This window comes from Solwaraspora sp. WMMD406, assembly GCF_029626025.1.
Taxonomy (GTDB): Bacteria; Actinomycetota; Actinomycetes; order Mycobacteriales; family Micromonosporaceae; genus Micromonospora_E.
Window position 1 is genome coordinate 232,868 of sequence record NZ_JARUBF010000001.1, and the last position, 16,665, is coordinate 249,532.

Below are 16,665 nucleotides of genomic sequence, written 5' to 3' on the forward strand. Positions count from 1 at the left end.
AACCGGCGGTCGCCGACGAGGCACCCGCCCACGACCCTGCCGGCCCGCTAACGTCGGCCGGGTGCCCCGCCAGCCGACCATCACCCAGCGACCGTGGCGGGTGGCCGAACTGTTGGGGCGGATGAGCCTGCCGGAAAAGGCGGGGCTGCTGTTCCACCCGATGATCGGCATCGGTCCGGGCGGAACGCTGGCCACCGCCGACCCGGACGCCGGCCTGCACGCCGCCGAGGAACTCGTCGCGCACCAGCACATCAGCCACGTCAACCTGGTCGGCTCCGCGTCGGCCGGGGAGCTGGCCCGTTGGCACAACCGGCTGCAGGAGCTGGCCGCGTCGACCCGGCTCGGCGTACCGGTGACGGTGTCCACCGACCCCCGGCACGCCCGATCGGCCAACCCCAACACAGCGGCGTTGGCCGGCCCGTTCTCCACCTGGCCGGAGCCGCTGGGGCTGGCCGCGATCGGCGACCCGGAGCTGGTCCGGCGACACGCCGACACCGTCCGACGCGAATACCTGGCGGTCGGCATCCGGGTCGCGCTGCACCCGCAGGCCGACGTCGCGACCGAGCCGCGCTGGCCACGCGTACTGGGCACGTTCGGTGAGGACCCGGAGCTGGTCAGCCGGCTCACCGTGGCGTACCTCGCGGGGTTGCAGGGCCCGACGCTCGGACCCGGCAGCGTCGCCGCGCTGGTCAAGCACTTCCCCGGCGGCGGCCCGGTCCGCACCGGCGAGGACCCCCATTTCCGGTACGGCGCCGAGCAGGCCTACCCGGGTGGCCGCCTCGCCGCTCACCTGGCGCCGTTCGTGGCCGCCGTACGGGCCGGCGCCGCGCAGGTGATGGTCGGCTACGGGCTGCCGGTCGGCACCGAGCTGCCGCCGGTCGCGTTCGCGTTCAACCACGAGGTGGTGACCGGCCTGCTGCGCCGCCGGCTCGGCTTCGACGGGGTGATCTGCGCCGACTGGGGGGTGCTGACCGACGCCTGCTTCCGGGGCGAGCACCGGCCGGCCCGCGCCTGGGGCGTCGAGCATCTCGACCCGGGGCAGCGGCTACGGACCGCGTTGCACGCCGGGGTCGACCAGTTCGGCGGTGAGGCCCGCCCGGACCTGGTGGTCGGCCTGGTCCGCGCCGGTCAGGTCACCGAGGAGCGGATCGACGCGTCGGCCGGCCGGGTGCTGCGGGACAAGCTCCGGCTCGGGTTGTTCGACCAGCGGTACGTCGATCCGGAGCGCGCCGAGGCCGAGGTCGGCAACGCGGCGGCCCGCGCCGACGGATTGGCCGCCCAGCGGGCCTGCGTGACGTTGCTGCGCAACGCCGCGCCGGGTGCCCATGCCCGGCTGCCGCTCGCCGCCGGCCTGCGGGTGTATGCCGAAGGGCCGTTGCGGGCCGCCTTGTCGCCCCGCTGGACGGTGGTGTCGCGGCCGGACCTGGCGGACGTGGCGGTGCTCCGGCTGGCCGCGCCGTACGAGCGGCGGGCCGGCCAGATCGAGGCGTACTTCCACGCCGGGCCGCTGGAGTTCCCGCCCGGCGCGCTGGACCGGGTGCTGGCAATCGCGGCGACCGTACCGACCGTGGTCGACGTCTACCTGGACCGGCCGGCGGTGCTGACCGAACTCGCCGCTCGGGTCGCGGCGCTGCTGGTCAGCTTCGGCGTCGACGACGCGGCCCTGGTCGACGTGCTCGCCGGGCAGGCGGCGCCGGCCGGCCGGCTGCCGTTCGACCTGCCCCGCAGTCAGCGGGCGGTGCTGGCCGGGCAACCGGACGCGCCGTTCGACGATCCTGACCCGGTGTTCCGCTACGGCCACGGACTGACGTACTGACCGGCGAGGTCCGTCGTCGATCTGCCCGGCACCCGTCAGCGGCGCGGTTCCCACGCGAAGAGTCGGGCGGCCAGCACGAGGGCGACGACGACCCAGCCCAGGGTGGGGGCCAGCAGGACCAGCGAGTCCGTCACGGCGACGCCGCCGTTCCAGGCGTCGACGACCAGTTCGGTGGCCGCGCCGCCGGGAAGTAGGCGCTTGAGCAGGGTGAAATCCTCGGTGCCGGTGATTCCCACCCAGCTCGTCACGGCGATCACCCCGAGGCTGACCGGCAGGGTCGTCACCTGGGCGTGCTCGGGTGAGTTCGTCAGCCCGGCGGTGGCCAACCCCAGGCCGATCAACATGATCAGCGTCGCGACGACCGCCGCCGCGAGCAGCGGCACGTTCGCCGGCTGGCCGGCCACCACCCCGAGTACGGTCAGGATCGCGGTGACCTGGACCAGGGCGATGACGGTCGCCGGGGTGAGCAGGCCGGCGAGGATCGTGGTGTCGCTCGCCGTGGTGGAACGCAGCCGTTTGAGGAAGAGGTTCTGCCGGCGGGAGGCGAGCGTGGTCACCGTGGTGGCGTACAACCCGAACGCGCCCACGGTGAACACCACCACCCCCGCGATGTAGCCGAGGCTGCCCAGCGTCGCGAAGGCGTCGTGCCGGTAGACGAAGAACCCGCTGACCACCACGGGCATGACGAAACTCGTGACCAGCACGAGCCGGTTCCGGAGGATCTGGGTCAGTTCACTGACAGCGATGGAGTGCATGGCGGCGCGGTCCGTCCTTGTTGTCATGGGGTTGTCACGGGTTCGGGGAGGTTCATTCGGTGCCGATGGTGCGAAACACGTCGTCGAGTCGGGTCGGCCCGGCTTCGAGGCCACGCAACTCCACGGTGTGCTCCTGCGCCCAGCGCAGCAGGATGTGCAGATCCCGCTGCAGGTCGAGGGTCTCGATGCGTACCGTGCCGCCGTCGCCCGGTTCGGCCGGCAGCGGCAGCGCCGGGGCGGATGCCGCCGGCAGCGAGAAGCTGATCACGGCCGGCAGGGACCGGGTCAGTTCCGCGACGGTTCCCTCCCGGCGCAGCGTGCCCTGGTGCATCAGACCGATCCGGTCGGCGCGCTGCTGGGCTTCTTCCAGGTAGTGCGTGGTGAGCACGACGGTCGAGCCGTCCTCGCGCAGCCTGTCGATGACGTCCCACAGACCGTCGCGGGACTGGATGTCCAGGCCGGTGGTCGGCTCGTCCAGGAAGATCAACTCCGGGGCACCGTACGCGGCGGTGGCGAAATCCAATCGCCGTTTCTCCCCGCCGGAGAGCTGGGCGACCAGGGTGCCGGACTTGCGGGTGAGGTCGACCATGCCGAGCACCCGGTCGACGTGGTCGACCCGCTGGCTGAGTCTGCCGATCAGCCGGACCGTCTCCCGCACGGTGAGATCCGGGGAGAACCCGCTCTCCTGCAGCATGATGCCCATCCGTGGTCGCACGGCCGCCCGGTCACGGGGGCTCTGCCCGAAGACCCGCACGACCCCCGAGGTCGCCGTACGGTGGCCTTCGACGGTTTCCAGCGCCGAGGTCTTGCCGGCTCCGTTCGTACCGAGCAGGGCGTAGAGCTCACCCTTGCGTATCTGGAGGGAAAGGTCCTTGACGGCGTGGAAATCACCGTAGGAGACGTTGAGGCGTTGGACGTCGATGACTGGTGTCGTGGACATGCCGTCAATTTCAGCGCTCAGCGCGCCCGCCGGTCAGTGCGACCACGTCACCACTTCGCGATGACATTCCCGCCGGTGCACCCGTGACGTAGTGTCACTGGTGGCCAGCCCGGAACCGGACGAATACTCAGGAGATGCCCGAGCACACCGAGCCCACGCGGCGGCGGCTACGCAAGCTCAACCTCGTCATGCTGGTCCCGCCGCTCGCGGTCGGCGGGGCTGCCGTGGTGGTGGCCGACTCCCGCACCTGGTGGGACGCGGTCATCCTGGCCTCGAGCGTGATCGGGGCGCTGGTGGCCTTCGAACGGTGGACTGCACGTGACTTGACCCGGTTCGCCCCGTTCTGTGTGATCGTCACCGCCGCCGTCTGGCCCCTCGGCGTACTGGTGATCGACAGCCCGAGAGCGTCGTACGGCCTGGCCCTCGCCGGCTCCCTCGTCGTCCCCCACCTGAAGCGGTACCGGGCCGCGGCGGCCGTGGGTCTCGTCGGCTACGTCGCCGTGGTGGGCGCCACACGGCTGCTGGTGTCGTCCGAGGACGTCTCCGATGTCCTCCTGCAGTACGTCGTCCTTCCCGCCGGTGCGGTCGCGGTGATCACCGGCCTGATGTTCCCGAACAAGCGGTTCTACGACGTCGTCGAGGAGTTGCAGGAGTCCCGCAGACGGGAAGCGGAGCTGGCCGTCTTCCGGGAACGGGTCCGGTTCGCCAGCGACCTACACGACATCCAGGGCCACACCTTGCACGTGGTGAAGCTCAAGATCGCGCTAACCCGCAAACTGGTCCGCAGCGACCCCGACCGGGTCGACAACGAACTGCGGGAGATCTACTCCCTGGTCAGCGACACGATCAAGCAGACCAAGGAGCTCGCCTACGCGCAGCGGCGGCTCAACCTCTCCGCCGAGTTGGAAAACGCCAAGAACCTCTTCGAAGCCGCCGGCATCCGGGTCCGCGTGGACCGCGAGGCCGAGGTCGACACCCGTGCGGACGAACTGCTCGGCCAGGTGCTGCGCGAGACGACGACCAACATCCTGCGGCACGCGCAGGCCACCCAGGTGAAAATCACTGTGTCCGGCTCGGGAATCAGCGTGGTCAACGACGGCGCGCCACCGAGTCCGCTGCCCGAGCTTCGCGGCCTGGCAACGCTGCGAGAACGGGTGGCCGACAGCGCCGGTGAGCTCACCGTGGAGCAGACCGACGGGCGCTTCCTGACCGCAGCGACCTTCCCGCGCCCGAGCTCTGGCGCCGGTGCCGGCCCCAGTGCCGAATCCCGTGTGGAGGACCGATGACGCAGGCCGCCGCCCCACCGACCACCGTGGTGCTCGCCGACGACGAAGTCCTGCTCCGCAAGGCGATGGCCGCACTGCTCCCACTCGAAGGCGACATCACCGTGCTCGCCGAAGCGGCCGACGGCGCGGCGGCCATCCAGGCGACCCTGCAGCACCGGCCCGACGTGCTCGTCATCGACTTGGAGATGCCCGGCGTGGACGGGCTCGCCGCCGTCGCGGAGATCCGCCGGACCCGGCCCGAGCAGGTCATCCTGATGCTGACCCGGCACGCCCGGCCGGGCGTGCTCCGCCGGGCTCTCCGACTCGGTGTCCAGGGCTTCGTCAGCAAGTCGGCCGAGCCGGCACACATCGCCTCGGTCATCGGCGCCCTGCACACGGGCAAGCGGTGGATCGATCCGGATGTCTCGGCGCTCGCCGTCATCGACGACTGCCCGCTGACCGACCGGGAGATCGACGTGCTGCGGGCGACCGGCGACGGGTATTCGGTAGCCGACATCGCCGCCCGGCTCCACCTCGCCGAAGGCACCGTCCGCAACTATCTGTCCAACGCGATGCAGAAGACCCAGACTCGGACCCGGCACGACGCCGCCCGCTACGCCCGCGAGCACGACTGGCTCTGAACCTGGTGGTACGCCGTGCACCGGCGCGGCGTCCGTGCTCAGTCTCGGGCGTGGACCTTGTGCAGCACAGCGGCGGCAACCAGACCGTACGCCAGATGCGGCACGACGTCCGACGCCCAGTCGGCGGCGCTCCACTGACGCGGATCGGACACCTTGAGCACGGTCATCGGGGCGTCGGAACCGGCCATCGCCAGCGCCGCGAGCAACCCGGTGGCCGCCCAGATCGGGACCCGCCGGGGGCCGACCACGGCGTAGAGCGCGGCTGCGCCGAGACCGGTGACGTAGCCGAGCAGCGGCCCGAGGCCGGCTCGCCGGTTGCTCGCCGTTTCCTCGTCACCGAGCGGTACGTGCAGCGTCTCGGCCAGCCGGCCGACACTGCGTTCCGGCGTGCTGCTCGCCGGCCTGGCCCGGCCGGCCATGTCGAGGTAGGTGACCATGTTGAGGGCGCTGGTGCCGGCCGCACCGGCCAGCAGCCCGCTCCAGATTCGCCGCATGCCGCCCGGGTACCCGGCCGTGCGGCGAGCTAACGCGCGCCCTGCTCCTCTGATGTCTGGACGCCTCTGATGTCTGGACGCCTGGAGTCGTCGGCCGCCGGCCCGGGCCGAGCCGGCCGGCCCTGGTACCCGTACTCCGTTTGGCGCTGATCCCCCTGCGGGATCATGATCCCGCAGGGGGATCACGGCGGAACACACAATTGTTCCCGCCCGGACTGCGCGGGGTGGCCGGCGGTCATGCGACGCCCCGCCTGGTCAGCCGTAGCCAGTCGATCGACGACAGCAGGTGAGGGTCAGGTGGTGAGGCGGGCGGCGAGGGCGGCGAGGTCGTCGACGAACCAGATCTGGTTGCCCCGGTTCGACTCGACGATCAGCTCACGCAGGGCCGTACTGGCGGCTGTCTGGGCGGTGAGGTCGCCGATCACGACCAGCCGCAGTCGGTAGTTGACGAACTTCTGCATGATCTCCCCGGCCACCCCGGTACGCAGCGTGAAGAACCGTTCGTCCAGTCGGCTCACCGGGACCGCCACGATCTCGGCGGCGGCGTACGCCAGGCCGATCACGTCGAGGGCGTCCTGGTCGCTGGCGATCAGCGGTCCGGCCGGGTCACAGACCAGCACCGGTACGCCGGACACCTCGACGATCTCGTCAGCCATCGCTGCCCGCTCCCTTGTTCGAACCGGTCTGGAACATGCCGCTGCCCGAGCGGGTCACCGTGTCGATCACCGACAGGATCTCGGTGACGGACGCCAGGCCACCGAACAGGATGATCTTGAGCCGCTGCCGGGTCGGGTCGTACGCGGTCTGTAGCCGCAGCGGCGGTTCGGTGGACTCCCGGACCCCGCCCTGCGATCCGGCGACGAGCAGGGTGCTCAACCGGTCGGCGTCACCGGCGCTCACCGCGTCCACGTCGACGATCGCCGAAACCTCGATGCCGGTCCGCGCCTCGCTCGCCGCAGCCACGGCACCCGCCGGTCGACCGGTGAACGCGTCGAGGTCGGCCGGCGCGATCCGGTACTGCTTGCCGATCCGTACGGCTGGTAGCCGGCCGTCTCGGATGTAGCCACGGACGGTACGCACGTGCAGGTCGAGGCGATCCGCCACCTGCTCGACCGACAACCAGGAACTACTCATTACTTCCCTATCCGCTCCGGCCAAGCTGACGATAGGTGAGCATAGCGGCGTCTTCCCTGCCGGTCCAAGATCCGGACGGTCCGCCGCCCGTACCCCAGGTTTGTCGCACCGGTTCGATACAACTTCTCGCGTAACGGATCACCGAAACACCCCTGGAGGGCAACTCAGTGGAAGCGGACGACGTCGCCTGGCAGCGGCGCAGCACGGTACGGGTGGTGCCCGCGACACGACCCCGCAAGCTGACGAAGGTCCCCTTCGTCGAGATGGCGGACGGACGGCTACAGGGCGTGGTGTCCAGCGGGTCGGACATCCAGCGGGTCTACGTCTCCTCGATCGCCGCCGGCACCCACGAGTTGAGCTGCGGCACCAACAACAACCGGCCCTGCGGCGGGCTGCACGGCGCGGCCTGCAACCACATCACCCTGCTGGCCGCGGAGGCGATCGTGCAGTACGGCGCCGACCAGGTCCTGCGCTTCCTCCGGCTGGAGACCGACGGCGAGATCACCTACGGTCACGAACTCATCTGGTTGCTCGACCGCTCCGTCACGATAGCGGCGACCTCGCCGGCACCGGCCGTGTTCAGCCGGTTCCTCCGCCATCTGTCCTACCTGGAACTTCCCGGCAGCAGCGACGCGCTGCCCGAGATGCACTGGTTCCCGGCCGGGGCGGTGAACCGCTGATGCGCGGCGCACAGCTCGCCGAACTCACCGGCGGTACGCCGGCCGGCGTACCGGAGGCGCTCGCCGTGGTCGACGGCTTCGACCAGGTCCTGGTCGGCGGCCTGGGCCGGCTCGCCCCGCAGCAGGCGGCGGCGCTGGCCGAGTTGGCCGGGGCGGTGGCGAGCACCCCGCTCGGTGCCGCCGTCGCCGAAGCGGTCGACAAGGTGGCCGCCGGATCGATCGGCGACGAACAGTTGCTGCGGCTGGCCGGTGCCCGTACGGCGATCCTCGGTGCCACCCACGACGCGCTACGCGACCGGCTCGACACCGCCCTCGGCCGGACGCGCGACGCGTGGACGGCGACGACGACCCCCGCCGGTACGGTGGACGGACGGCTGCTCGCCGCCCGGTCCTGGCTGGCCGAACTGGTCATCACCGGGTGGCGCAACGTCGACCACGACCTGGTGTCGACCAGCCAGCAGGCGCTGCACGCGCTGCTGGCCGAGCCGGCGCTGCGCCGCTGCGCGGTGCTACTCGACGGGTTCGCCGCCGAGTTGGCCTACGCCAGCCCGGTGGCGACCATGGATCGGCTGCCGGTACGCCGCTGGGCCGACCTGTGGACCCGCAGCATGCTGGCGACCAGCCCACCGGACCAACCGGCCGCGCCGGAGCCGGTCTCCGGTCGACTGCTGCCGCTCGGCGTCGACGTACACGAGCATTCGACCGCCGTACAGCTGCAGGTCCACGCCCTGCTGGAGACGGACGGCGGACCGGCCGGCGACGCCGCCGCGCGACTGGTCCGGGTCAACGTCTCCGCCGCCAAAGTCGACACGATCGTCGGCCCGGCGCTGTGGCAGTTGTTCGCCGAGCATCCGGTGCTGCTGGCCGCGTTGGCCGGGCGACTCAGCCTGGACGTCACCGACCTGCCCTTGCATCCCGGCGGTGACCTGGTGTGGCGCGACGACCAAGCCCGGCCCGGTACGCCAGCCGATCCGTTCGCGGCGGCCCGGGTGCGGCTCGGCGACGCACTCGCCCCGGCGGTGCCGCCACTGGACCGGCATCCGGCCACGATCGCCGAGCCGGTGCTGCTGGACGGCTACACGGTGGACACCGAGGGCGGGTTGACCTTCGACCTCGACGGCACCCGGATCGCGGTCGACGTCGACCGGCTGCCGGGCTGCGGCCCGCTCACCGCCGACCTGGTCGCCGCCTCGACGGCCTGCGTCGGGCTGCTGCGCTGGGACGATGCCGGCGGCGGCACCGCCGCCGCGACCGACACCGCGACCGCCGGCACCGCCGTCGGCGGCGGCTGGTCGGTGCAGCCGACCGGCGTACAGACGACGGTAAAGCGCAAGAAGGTCGACGTCCACACCGGAGACTGGGCGCAGGGACCGACCGACCCCAAGGTGGCCAAGGCGGTGGCCCGCTCCGGCGACACCATCGCGGTGCTGCGGGAACGGGCAGGACGGTTGTTGCGAAAATGACCCATTCGGTGAATCACCACGAGAACCGGCGGCAAGTGCTCTACTGGCGGCTGCTGGCCCGGCTGTTCGACGGGCAGGAGCAGGCCGCGTTGGAGCGGGCCAGCACGGCGGTGGTCGACGACGTCGGCCTGCCGGCCGCGCTGCTCGACCCGTCGGTCTCGGTCGACACCGTCGTGCAGCGGTTCCCGGAACTGGCCGACGAGCTGCCCGGCCTGCTCGCACCGAAGCCAGGGGACGAACCCGACGACGACGGAGCCGACGAGGTCGCAGCCGGCGACGTCGCGGACCAGGTCGGGGCCGATGAGGTACGCCGGGCCGCGCTGGCGTCGAAGCTGCTGCTCAACATCTTCGCCACCGGAAGCGGGGACGTGTCCGCGACCCAGTTGGCCACCTGGCAGGCCGACGCCGGCTGGTACCAGCAGGCCTGTGGGGTCACACCGGGCCGCCGCGACGGGGTGCTCGGCGCCATCGAAGGTGACCTGGTGCGCCGGATGCGACTGCGGGAGGTGCTGGCCGACCCGGCGTTGGCCCGTCAGCTCACGCCGAGCATGTCGCTGATCGAGCAGTTGCTGCGGGACAAGTCGAACCTGTCCGGGGTGGCGTTGGCCAACGCCAAAGCACTGATCCGGCGCTTCGTCGACGAGGTCGCCGAGGTGCTCAAGACGCAGGTGCAGCAGACCAGCGTCGGCACCATCGACCGGTCGATCCCGCCGAAGCGGGTGTTCCGCAACCTCGACCTGGACCGGACCATCTGGAAGAACCTGCCCAACTGGAGCCCCACCGACGAACGGCTCTACGTCGACCGGCTGTTCTACAAGCAGACCGCCAAGCGGACCACGCCGGCCCGGCTGATCGTCGTCGTCGACCAGTCGGGGTCGATGGTGGACGCCATGGTCAACTGCACGATCCTGGCGTCGATCTTCGCCGGGCTGCCCAAGGTGGACGTCCATCTGGTCGCCTACGACACCCGGGCGCTGGACCTGACGCCGTGGGTGCACGACCCGTTCGAGGTGCTGCTGCGTACCCAGCTCGGCGGCGGAACGGACGGCTCGGCGGCACTGGAACTGGCCCGACCCAAGATCGTCGACCCGCGCAACACCGTCATGGTGTGGATCTCCGACTTCTACGAGTGGAAGTCGCAGGAGGTCTTCGACGGGCTGCAGGCGGTGCACCGCAGCGGCGCCAAGCTGATCCCGGTCGGCTCGGTCTCCAGCGGCGGCCAGCAGAGCGTCAATCCGTGGTTCCGGCAGCGGCTCAAGGACCAAGGCACCCCCGTGCTCTCCGGGCACGTCCGCAAGCTCGTCGCCGAGCTCAAGAACTTCCTCACCTGAGACACCGAAGACACCGACCTCGCCGTACCGCCCGATCATTCCGATGAGGAGAAAACCGAGTCATGTCCGCAGAAATGCTGCGCGCCCCCGCCGAGATCAAGTACGCCGAGGAACTCGACTGGCTCGAATCGGTCGACGACGGCCCGAAGCCGTTCTCCTGGCGGCTCAGCCCCAAGATGGTGCGGCTGTTCATCCTCGGTTCGGAACGCGCCGACGGCTTGGACCGGACCATCGACCAGAAGTGGTTCGGTGACCGCAGCTTCGTTGAGCGCAGCATCGTCACCCTGGCCTCCGACCGGGGTCTGCTGCTGATCGGCGACCCGGGCACCGGCAAGAGCTGGCTGGCCGAGCTGCTGGCGGCGGCGCTCAGCCGCAACTCGACCCTGGTGGTGCAGGGCACCGCCGGCACCACCGAGGATCACATCAAGTATTCGTGGAACGTGTCGATGGTGATCGCCAAGGGACAGTCCCGGCAGTCGATGATCCCGTCGCCGATCATGACCGCGATGGAGCAGGGCGTGATCGGCCGGTTCGAGGAGCTGACCCGCTCCACCAGCGACGTGCAGGACGCGCTGATCTCGATCCTGTCGGAGAAGTACGTCTCGATCCCGGAGCTGGACTCGGACAACATCGTCTTCGCCCAGCCCGGCTTCTCGATCATCGCCACCGCCAACAGCCGCGACCGGGGCGTCAACGATTTGTCGTCGGCGCTCAAGCGGCGGTTCAACTTCGTGCGGATCCCGGTGGTGACCAACAAGCGCAGCGAGGCGGAGATCGTCAAGTTCCGCACCGCCGAGCTGCTGCGCCGCCACCAGATCGACCTGGAGGTGCCGCCGACCCTGCTCGACGTGCTGCTACAGAGCTTCGCCGACCTGCGTACCGCCGCCGCGTCGGCGACCAGCGACGACGAGAAGCTGGAGTCGGCGCTGTCCACCGCCGAGCAGATCGGGGTGTTGGAGGACGCGATCCTGCACAGCCAGTTCTTCGGCGACCGGACCCTGCGTGCCGAGACCCTGGCCGGCTCGATGGTCGGTTCGCTGGCCCGGCGCAGCCCGGAGGACCTGGCCATCCTCAACAAGTTCTGGCACGGGGTGATCGAGCCGCGTAGCAAGGCCGACGGCGGCGAGTGGCCGGCCTTCCTCGAAGGCGGCCGGCAGAGCATCGCGACCCTGTCGTGAGTACGCCGGCTGTGCACTCTGCCGCGGTCGGCGAGCCGGCACCCGGCCGGTTCGAGGCGCTGCGGGAGCAGTTGGCGAACGCCGCGACCACGTTCGCCGGCTCCCCGGACGCGCTGACCGGCATCCTCGCCGGCATGGTCGACGACGTCGACCGGGCGCTCGCCGAGGAGCTGGAGATCTTCCCGGTCTGTCACCACTCGCCGTCGTCGGCGTTGGCGATGGTCCGCCGGCTGCACCAGAAGCAGCCCAAGGTGATCTACCTGGAGCTCTGCGAGGACCTGCAGCCGCTGCTGACCGAACTACGCAACTGCGAGTTGCCGGTGGCGTTGCAGGCGTTCGCCAGCGACCTCGACGGGTTTCCGGCCGGGGCGGGACCGTTGAGTGTGATCGCGCCGATCACCGAGGCGTCCGCCGAGTACCAGGCGATCGCGTACGCCCTGGAGACGCCGGGGGTGGAGTTGCTGCTGGTGGACCGCTCCACCGACCACGTCTTCCAGTGGCAGTCCCCACCCGACGACGGGCCGGCGGCGACCCCGGCGACGGACGCCGACGACGCGGGTGACCCGACTCAGGAAGACGACAAGGCGCTGCACGGTGACGCGGTCGGGGTCGAGATCGGCGATCTGCGGCCGGGTTTCGCCGAACTGGAGGCGTACCTGCTGCACCACGGCAAGGTGCGGCACTGGTCGGAATGGTGGGACCAGTACGTCGAGCAGCCGCTGATCGGCGCCGACCACGACACGTACCGGCAGGTCATGGTCATGATCGGCAGCCTGTTCCGGCGGCTGCGGCCGGCGGACGCGCGGCGCACCGACCGCGACGAGGACCGGGAACGCTACATGTGGACCCGAATGCGCGAGCACCTGGCCGCCTCCGGCGTCGACCCGGCCGACTGCCTGTACGTCTGCGGCGCGTTCCACGCGGCGAGCCGGGTCGAGCAGTTCGGCGTACGGTCGACCGCGTCCTTCGAGATCACCCCGCGCACCGGCACCGAGTGGCGGTACGGGCTGATCCCGTCCAGCCACTCGGCGATCGAGGCGCAGTTCGGGCTGGCCGGCGGCGCGGTGTCGATCGCCGCCGCCACCTGGCAGAAGGCGCTGACCGCCAGCAAGGTCACCCCGTACCGGTTAGCGGGGCAGGCCGGTGGCCGCAAGCGTACGGCCCGCAAGTCGAAGGCGGCGGCCGTGGCGACGGCCGGAGCCACCGCCGGCGCGGCGGGCGGCGGCGCCGACCGGCTCACCAGCTTCCTGGCCACCCCGTCGCGGCCCGGTGAGCTCGACGAGACCGAACTGCTCGGCTGGTGTGTCGACATCGTGCGGCTGGCCCGGCGCAACAGCTACCTGGCCAGTACGGCCGACGCGATCGCCATCTTCGAGACGGCGGTGTTGCTGGCCGGGATGCGCAACCGGCGGCGGCCCACCCCGTACGACTTCGCCGACGCCGCCGTCACCTGTATCGAAAAGGACGTGGTGCCGGGGCGGCGCGACGTCCGCCGGCTCTGCGAGATCATGTTCGGTGGGGACCGGATCGGCCGGGTCGGCTACGACGCGTTGCCGCCGCTGGCCCGCGACGTCTACGACCGGCTGGCCCCGCTCGGGCTGGACCTGCGGAAACGGACCGTGCAGCGGGCGCTGCTGGATCTGCGTGGCGAGCCCACGTTGCGGGCCTGCTCCGATCTGCTGTGGATGCTGCGTCGGCTGCTACCGCCGGACGCGGTGCGCCCGATCATGGGCGAACGGCGGCTCGGGGAGCAGTCCGTACAGGAGAGCTGGGACGTGGCGATCGGCCGTCACCAGCGGTCGATCATCGAGCTCGGCTACGAGGGCGTCAGCATCGAGCAGGTCTTGGAGCTGCGGCTGCGCAAGGCCGCCTGGGATTCGCAGGCGACGGCGTCGACGGCGCTCGCGGCGGTCGAGGATTCGCTGCTCTATCTGCGCAACCGGCGGTTCACCGACGAGTTGGGTGCCCGCGCGGTGCAGTTGCTGGCCGCCGAACGTACCGTCGACCACGCCCCGGAGGTGCTGCGCCGGATCCGGTCACTGCTGTCGTATTACCGGACCACCGGCGGCGGTGAGCTGCCGGCCTGGTGTCAGGCGTTCGTCACCACCGGGTACGCCCACTACTGCACGCTGCTGCCGACCGCGTTCGTCGACGACGAGACCGGGTTGCGTCAGGTCGCCGCGATGTTGGGCTTCCTGATGAGCATGGAGAGCCTGGCGATGGCGCTCGGCTGCGACCGGGCACAGCTGGAGTTGGCGGTACGCCAGTCCCATCCGCAGGCCCCGGCGAAGGTGGCGCTGCTGTGGGCGGCGCAGTCCCAGCTTGGTCAGTTGCCGCTGGCCGAGTTGCGGGCCCGCTGTGCGGAGCTGCTGGCCAGCCCGTTGACCGTTGGGGCGTTTCCGCGTTACCTGAGTGGCTTCGTGCAAGCGTTGGAGCCTGTGCCGACGTTGGCACCGTTCGTCGTGGAGGTGTTGTCGGCGGCGTTCGGTCAGCTGCCCGATCGGGTGCTGCTGCCCTGGCTGCCGACGCTGCTGACCACGCTGCGCGATCAGGCCGGCGAGTTGTTGCCGGTGCTGGTCCGGGAGGCGGGTCGGACCTTCCCGGCGACGCTGCCGGCGTTGGACGCCTGGGCGCCGCCGTGGACGCCGGTTTCGGCGGCGGGCGGGTCGGCGGCGACCTCGCCGGCGGCGGGCGGATCGTCCGGCGGGCGGATCGCGCGGTACGCGATGGCTGGTCCGGTGCCGGAGTTGCTGGCCGGCTTTCCGCTGACCGGCGTCGCGGTGGCCGACCTGCTCGACTGCGCGGCCGAGCCGATCGGTACGGCGACCTCAGGGCACCGACCGGCCGCGCTGTCCGGTGATGTCGACCCGGCCGGCCCGCATCCGGCCGTGACCGACCTGCTGGAACGGTTCCCGGCGAGCGCGGTCGGGGCGGCGGCCCGGCTCGGACTGGTCGGCACCGCCGGTTGACCGGTCGGGGTGGGCTGGCCGACGCCAGCTGCCCGGTCGGGGTGGGCTGGCCGACGCTGGTCAGCCCACCCGACGGGTACGGATCACCCGACGGCGGCGATGGTGAGCAGGACCGCGAGGACGGCCGACAGTAGCGAGATCCCGAACGACCATCGTTGGAAACCGGCGTATCGGGTCGACAGTTCGGACGGCTCCGCGCCGACGACCGTCCCGTCCGTCCAGTCGTCCCGCGCCAGCTCCGGTTCGGCCCCGCGCCGGCGCACCACGCCGGCCACCGTCACCGGCCGGTCCGCCACGACGACGTACTCGTGCAACCGGTAGGTGATGCTCTTTCCCGGACGCGTGCCGCCGTCGCGGTCTGCCACCGACTGTCGGATCATCGGCGACCGGCTGGCCAACAGGCTCTGCCGACCGAGCGTGACGGTGACCGGAATGCGGGTCGGAGCGTCGCCATCGTCGGTGTAGAGGTGGCGGTCGCCCCATTCCTGCTCGACGGTCTCGGTCGTCTCGGTGGCCTCCGAGCTGATCTCGCGGGTCGCCCGTCGGACGATCTGATACCAGACACACGGCTCGCCGGAGAAGGGACCGTACCCGAGCCGGCCGTTGCCCGTCCGACCGGTGACGATCACCTTGGTGCCCGGCCGTGCGGCTGCCACCTGCGCGAAGGTGAGGACCGGTCGGCTCCGTAGCCGTCGCCACCGCAGCTGGCCGCGCCGGAACAGCACGGCGCTGAGCACCGCCACCACGTACAGCAGAAACGCGCTGAAGCCCACGACATCAGGATCGCCGAGTCGGGCAAGCGCACTGGCGCTCCAAGACCCCCTCGGCATGCTAGGTTTGCCGGGTTGCAGTTGATTTCCACATGGCACCGGAGCAACCGGGTGTCAGAACCGTCGGGCATTGGCAGACTCTGCCGGTCTCACCGGATGGATTGATGAGTGCGGCAGCAGGGGATCCGCACGTCGCGGATCCGCCACCCGGCAAGGAGCAGACATGGCAACTGGCACCGTCAAGTGGTTCAACGCCGACAAGGGCTTCGGCTTCATCACCCAGGACGGCGGAGAGCCCGACGTCTTCGCCCACTTCTCGGCGATCGCGTCCAGCGGCTTCCGCACTCTCGAGGAGAACCAGCGGGTCGAGTTCGACGTCGAACAGGGACAGAAGGGCCTGCAGGCCGCCAACATCCGGGTGATCTGAGGTTGTCCCCGTCCCTCGGGACGCGGCCGACGCCAGCGTCACCCAAGGGCGGGCACCTCTCCCCCGACGCCCTTCGTCGTCATTCGGATGCCCTGCAGCGTCAGCTCTTCGCCGACGCCGCCGGCTCGGGCGACGCTGGCGCCGATCAGCTCAGGCTGACCCGGGTCCCGCTCGCCCCGGAGATCCGGCTGTACCTCGCCGAGGACCCGACGCTGCTCTGGGCCCGGCTCGAAGCAGCGGCCGGTCGCCGACTACCACCGCCGTTCTGGGCTTCGGCCTGGGCCGGCGGTCAGGCGTTGGCCCGGTATCTGTTCGACCACCCGGAGGTCGTCGCCGGCCGGCGGGTGCTCGACCTCGCCTCCGGATCCGGCCTGGTCGCCATCGCGGCGGCCATGGCCGGTGCGGCCACCGTCGCCGCCAACGACATCGACCCGTACGCGACGACCGCGATCAGTCTCAACGCCATCGCCAACGAGGTGCGCGTCACCATCACGCGCGACGATCTGCTCGACGAGGGCCTCGTCGACGTCGACGTGGTGCTGGCCGGTGACGCCCTCTACAGCGGCGAGTTGGCGGCCCAGGTACTGCCGTTTCTCAGTCGGCACACCGACCAGGGCGTACGGGTGCTGGTCGGTGATCCGGGCCGGGGACACTGCACCGTCGACCGGCTCGAACCGGTGGCCAGGTACCGGCGCGCGACGCTCGGTGTCGCCGAGGATTCCTTGATCGACCGCGTTCAGGTGTTGGCGATGTCGCCGCGCCCCTGATTCGCATCGGGCGCGGGTCGCTGGGGCGCGGGTCG

Annotated in this window: 16 protein-coding genes; 10 read left to right on the forward strand and 6 right to left on the reverse strand. The window is 71.0% G+C overall.

Translation table 11 applies throughout. The features are described 5' to 3' along the window. Positions 1-61: 61 nt before the first annotated feature. The gene (locus tag O7632_RS00970; protein ID WP_278110604.1) at positions 62-1,816 is read left to right on the forward strand and encodes a glycoside hydrolase family 3 N-terminal domain-containing protein; all 1,755 of its coding nucleotides are present in this window, start codon (positions 62-64) and stop codon (positions 1,814-1,816) included. Between the two features lie 35 nt (positions 1,817-1,851). Here O7632_RS00970 and O7632_RS00975 read toward each other — a convergent pair whose 3' ends face one another. Further along, positions 1,852-2,571: an ABC transporter permease gene (locus tag O7632_RS00975; RefSeq protein ID WP_278110606.1), complete on the reverse strand. Its 720-nt coding sequence runs from the start codon at positions 2,569-2,571 to the stop codon at positions 1,852-1,854. 52 nt (positions 2,572-2,623) lie between these two features. Then, positions 2,624-3,511 (reverse strand): ABC transporter ATP-binding protein, encoded by an 888-nt coding sequence (locus O7632_RS00980; protein ID WP_278110608.1) that lies wholly within the window; start codon positions 3,509-3,511, stop codon positions 2,624-2,626. Between the two features lie 134 nt (positions 3,512-3,645). Between O7632_RS00980 and O7632_RS00985 the strand changes: the two genes are divergently transcribed. Both O7632_RS00985 and O7632_RS00990 read left to right on the forward strand, forming a co-directional pair. Next, positions 3,646-4,797 carry a histidine kinase gene (locus tag O7632_RS00985; protein WP_278110610.1) on the forward strand — a complete coding sequence of 384 codons (1,152 nt, stop codon included), beginning with the start codon at positions 3,646-3,648 and terminating at the stop codon, positions 4,795-4,797. After that, positions 4,794-5,417, forward strand: coding sequence for a response regulator transcription factor (locus O7632_RS00990; RefSeq protein ID WP_278110612.1), 624 nt, complete (start codon positions 4,794-4,796; stop codon positions 5,415-5,417). Before O7632_RS00985 ends, O7632_RS00990 begins: the two co-directional genes overlap by 4 nt. A gap of 38 nt (positions 5,418-5,455) precedes the next feature. On the opposite strand, the gene O7632_RS00995 is transcribed toward O7632_RS00990, so the two are convergent. The 3 genes from O7632_RS00995 to O7632_RS01005 form a co-directional block, all read right to left on the reverse strand. After that, a complete protein-coding gene (locus tag O7632_RS00995) occupies positions 5,456-5,911 on the reverse strand; it encodes a hypothetical protein (RefSeq protein ID WP_278110614.1) in 456 nt (151 codons plus the stop codon). Between the two features lie 293 nt (positions 5,912-6,204). Beyond that, positions 6,205-6,567: a DUF4180 domain-containing protein gene (locus O7632_RS01000; protein WP_278110615.1), complete on the reverse strand. Its 363-nt coding sequence runs from the start codon at positions 6,565-6,567 to the stop codon at positions 6,205-6,207. Then, positions 6,560-7,045: a helix-turn-helix domain-containing protein gene (locus tag O7632_RS01005; RefSeq protein WP_278110617.1), complete on the reverse strand. Its 486-nt coding sequence runs from the start codon at positions 7,043-7,045 to the stop codon at positions 6,560-6,562. The genes O7632_RS01000 and O7632_RS01005 overlap by 8 nt, the downstream gene beginning before the upstream one ends. Before the next feature lie 263 nt (positions 7,046-7,308). Here O7632_RS01005 and O7632_RS01010 point away from each other — a divergent pair, with 263 nt between their 5' ends. The 5 genes from O7632_RS01010 (at position 7,309) to O7632_RS01030 (ending at position 14,666) form a co-directional block, all read left to right on the forward strand. After that, a complete protein-coding gene (locus O7632_RS01010) occupies positions 7,309-7,725 on the forward strand; it encodes a hypothetical protein (protein ID WP_278119750.1) in 417 nt (138 codons plus the stop codon). Then, the gene (locus O7632_RS01015; protein WP_278110619.1) at positions 7,725-9,188 is read left to right on the forward strand and encodes a hypothetical protein; all 1,464 of its coding nucleotides are present in this window, start codon (positions 7,725-7,727) and stop codon (positions 9,186-9,188) included. The genes O7632_RS01010 and O7632_RS01015 overlap by 1 nt, the downstream gene beginning before the upstream one ends. After that, complete coding sequence (locus O7632_RS01020; RefSeq protein WP_278110621.1) at positions 9,185-10,519, forward strand: VWA domain-containing protein; 1,335 nt, start codon at positions 9,185-9,187, stop codon at positions 10,517-10,519. Before O7632_RS01015 ends, O7632_RS01020 begins: the two co-directional genes overlap by 4 nt. Before the next feature lie 62 nt (positions 10,520-10,581). Continuing rightward, positions 10,582-11,697, forward strand: coding sequence for an AAA family ATPase (locus O7632_RS01025; RefSeq protein ID WP_278110622.1), 1,116 nt, complete (start codon positions 10,582-10,584; stop codon positions 11,695-11,697). Between the two features lie 11 nt (positions 11,698-11,708). Further along, positions 11,709-14,666: a DUF5682 family protein gene (locus O7632_RS01030; protein ID WP_278110623.1), complete on the forward strand. Its 2,958-nt coding sequence runs from the start codon at positions 11,709-11,711 to the stop codon at positions 14,664-14,666. 83 nt (positions 14,667-14,749) lie between these two features. On the opposite strand, the gene O7632_RS01035 is transcribed toward O7632_RS01030, so the two are convergent. After that, positions 14,750-15,439, reverse strand: coding sequence for a hypothetical protein (locus O7632_RS01035; RefSeq protein ID WP_278110625.1), 690 nt, complete (start codon positions 15,437-15,439; stop codon positions 14,750-14,752). 220 nt (positions 15,440-15,659) lie between these two features. On the opposite strand from O7632_RS01035, the gene O7632_RS01040 reads away from it, so the two are divergent. Beyond that, positions 15,660-15,863, forward strand: coding sequence for a cold-shock protein (locus O7632_RS01040; RefSeq protein WP_278110626.1), 204 nt, complete (start codon positions 15,660-15,662; stop codon positions 15,861-15,863). Between the two features lie 92 nt (positions 15,864-15,955). Further along, positions 15,956-16,630, forward strand: a complete 675-nt coding sequence (locus tag O7632_RS01045; RefSeq protein ID WP_278119752.1) for a 50S ribosomal protein L11 methyltransferase — start codon at positions 15,956-15,958, stop codon at positions 16,628-16,630. Positions 16,631-16,665 lie beyond the last annotated feature (35 nt).

What these genes read in the sequence shown, in the direction of transcription:
- O7632_RS00975 (WP_278110606.1), bottom strand. Translation starts at nt 2,571, where the DNA reads ATGCACTCCATCGCTGTCAGTGAACTGACCCAGATCCTCCGGAACCGG.
- O7632_RS00980 (WP_278110608.1), bottom strand. Translation starts at nt 3,511, where the DNA reads ATGTCCACGACACCAGTCATCGACGTCCAACGCCTCAACGTCTCCTAC.
- O7632_RS00985 (WP_278110610.1), top strand. Translation starts at nt 3,646, where the DNA reads ATGCCCGAGCACACCGAGCCCACGCGGCGGCGGCTACGCAAGCTCAAC.
- O7632_RS00990 (WP_278110612.1), top strand. Translation starts at nt 4,794, where the DNA reads ATGACGCAGGCCGCCGCCCCACCGACCACCGTGGTGCTCGCCGACGAC.
- O7632_RS00995 (WP_278110614.1), bottom strand. Translation starts at nt 5,911, where the DNA reads ATGCGGCGAATCTGGAGCGGGCTGCTGGCCGGTGCGGCCGGCACCAGC.
- O7632_RS01000 (WP_278110615.1), bottom strand. Translation starts at nt 6,567, where the DNA reads ATGGCTGACGAGATCGTCGAGGTGTCCGGCGTACCGGTGCTGGTCTGT.
- O7632_RS01005 (WP_278110617.1), bottom strand. Translation starts at nt 7,045, where the DNA reads ATGAGTAGTTCCTGGTTGTCGGTCGAGCAGGTGGCGGATCGCCTCGAC.
- O7632_RS01010 (WP_278119750.1), top strand. Translation starts at nt 7,309, where the DNA reads ATGGCGGACGGACGGCTACAGGGCGTGGTGTCCAGCGGGTCGGACATC.
- O7632_RS01015 (WP_278110619.1), top strand. Translation starts at nt 7,725, where the DNA reads ATGCGCGGCGCACAGCTCGCCGAACTCACCGGCGGTACGCCGGCCGGC.
- O7632_RS01020 (WP_278110621.1), top strand. Translation starts at nt 9,185, where the DNA reads ATGACCCATTCGGTGAATCACCACGAGAACCGGCGGCAAGTGCTCTAC.
- O7632_RS01025 (WP_278110622.1), top strand. Translation starts at nt 10,582, where the DNA reads ATGTCCGCAGAAATGCTGCGCGCCCCCGCCGAGATCAAGTACGCCGAG.
- O7632_RS01040 (WP_278110626.1), top strand. Translation starts at nt 15,660, where the DNA reads ATGGCAACTGGCACCGTCAAGTGGTTCAACGCCGACAAGGGCTTCGGC.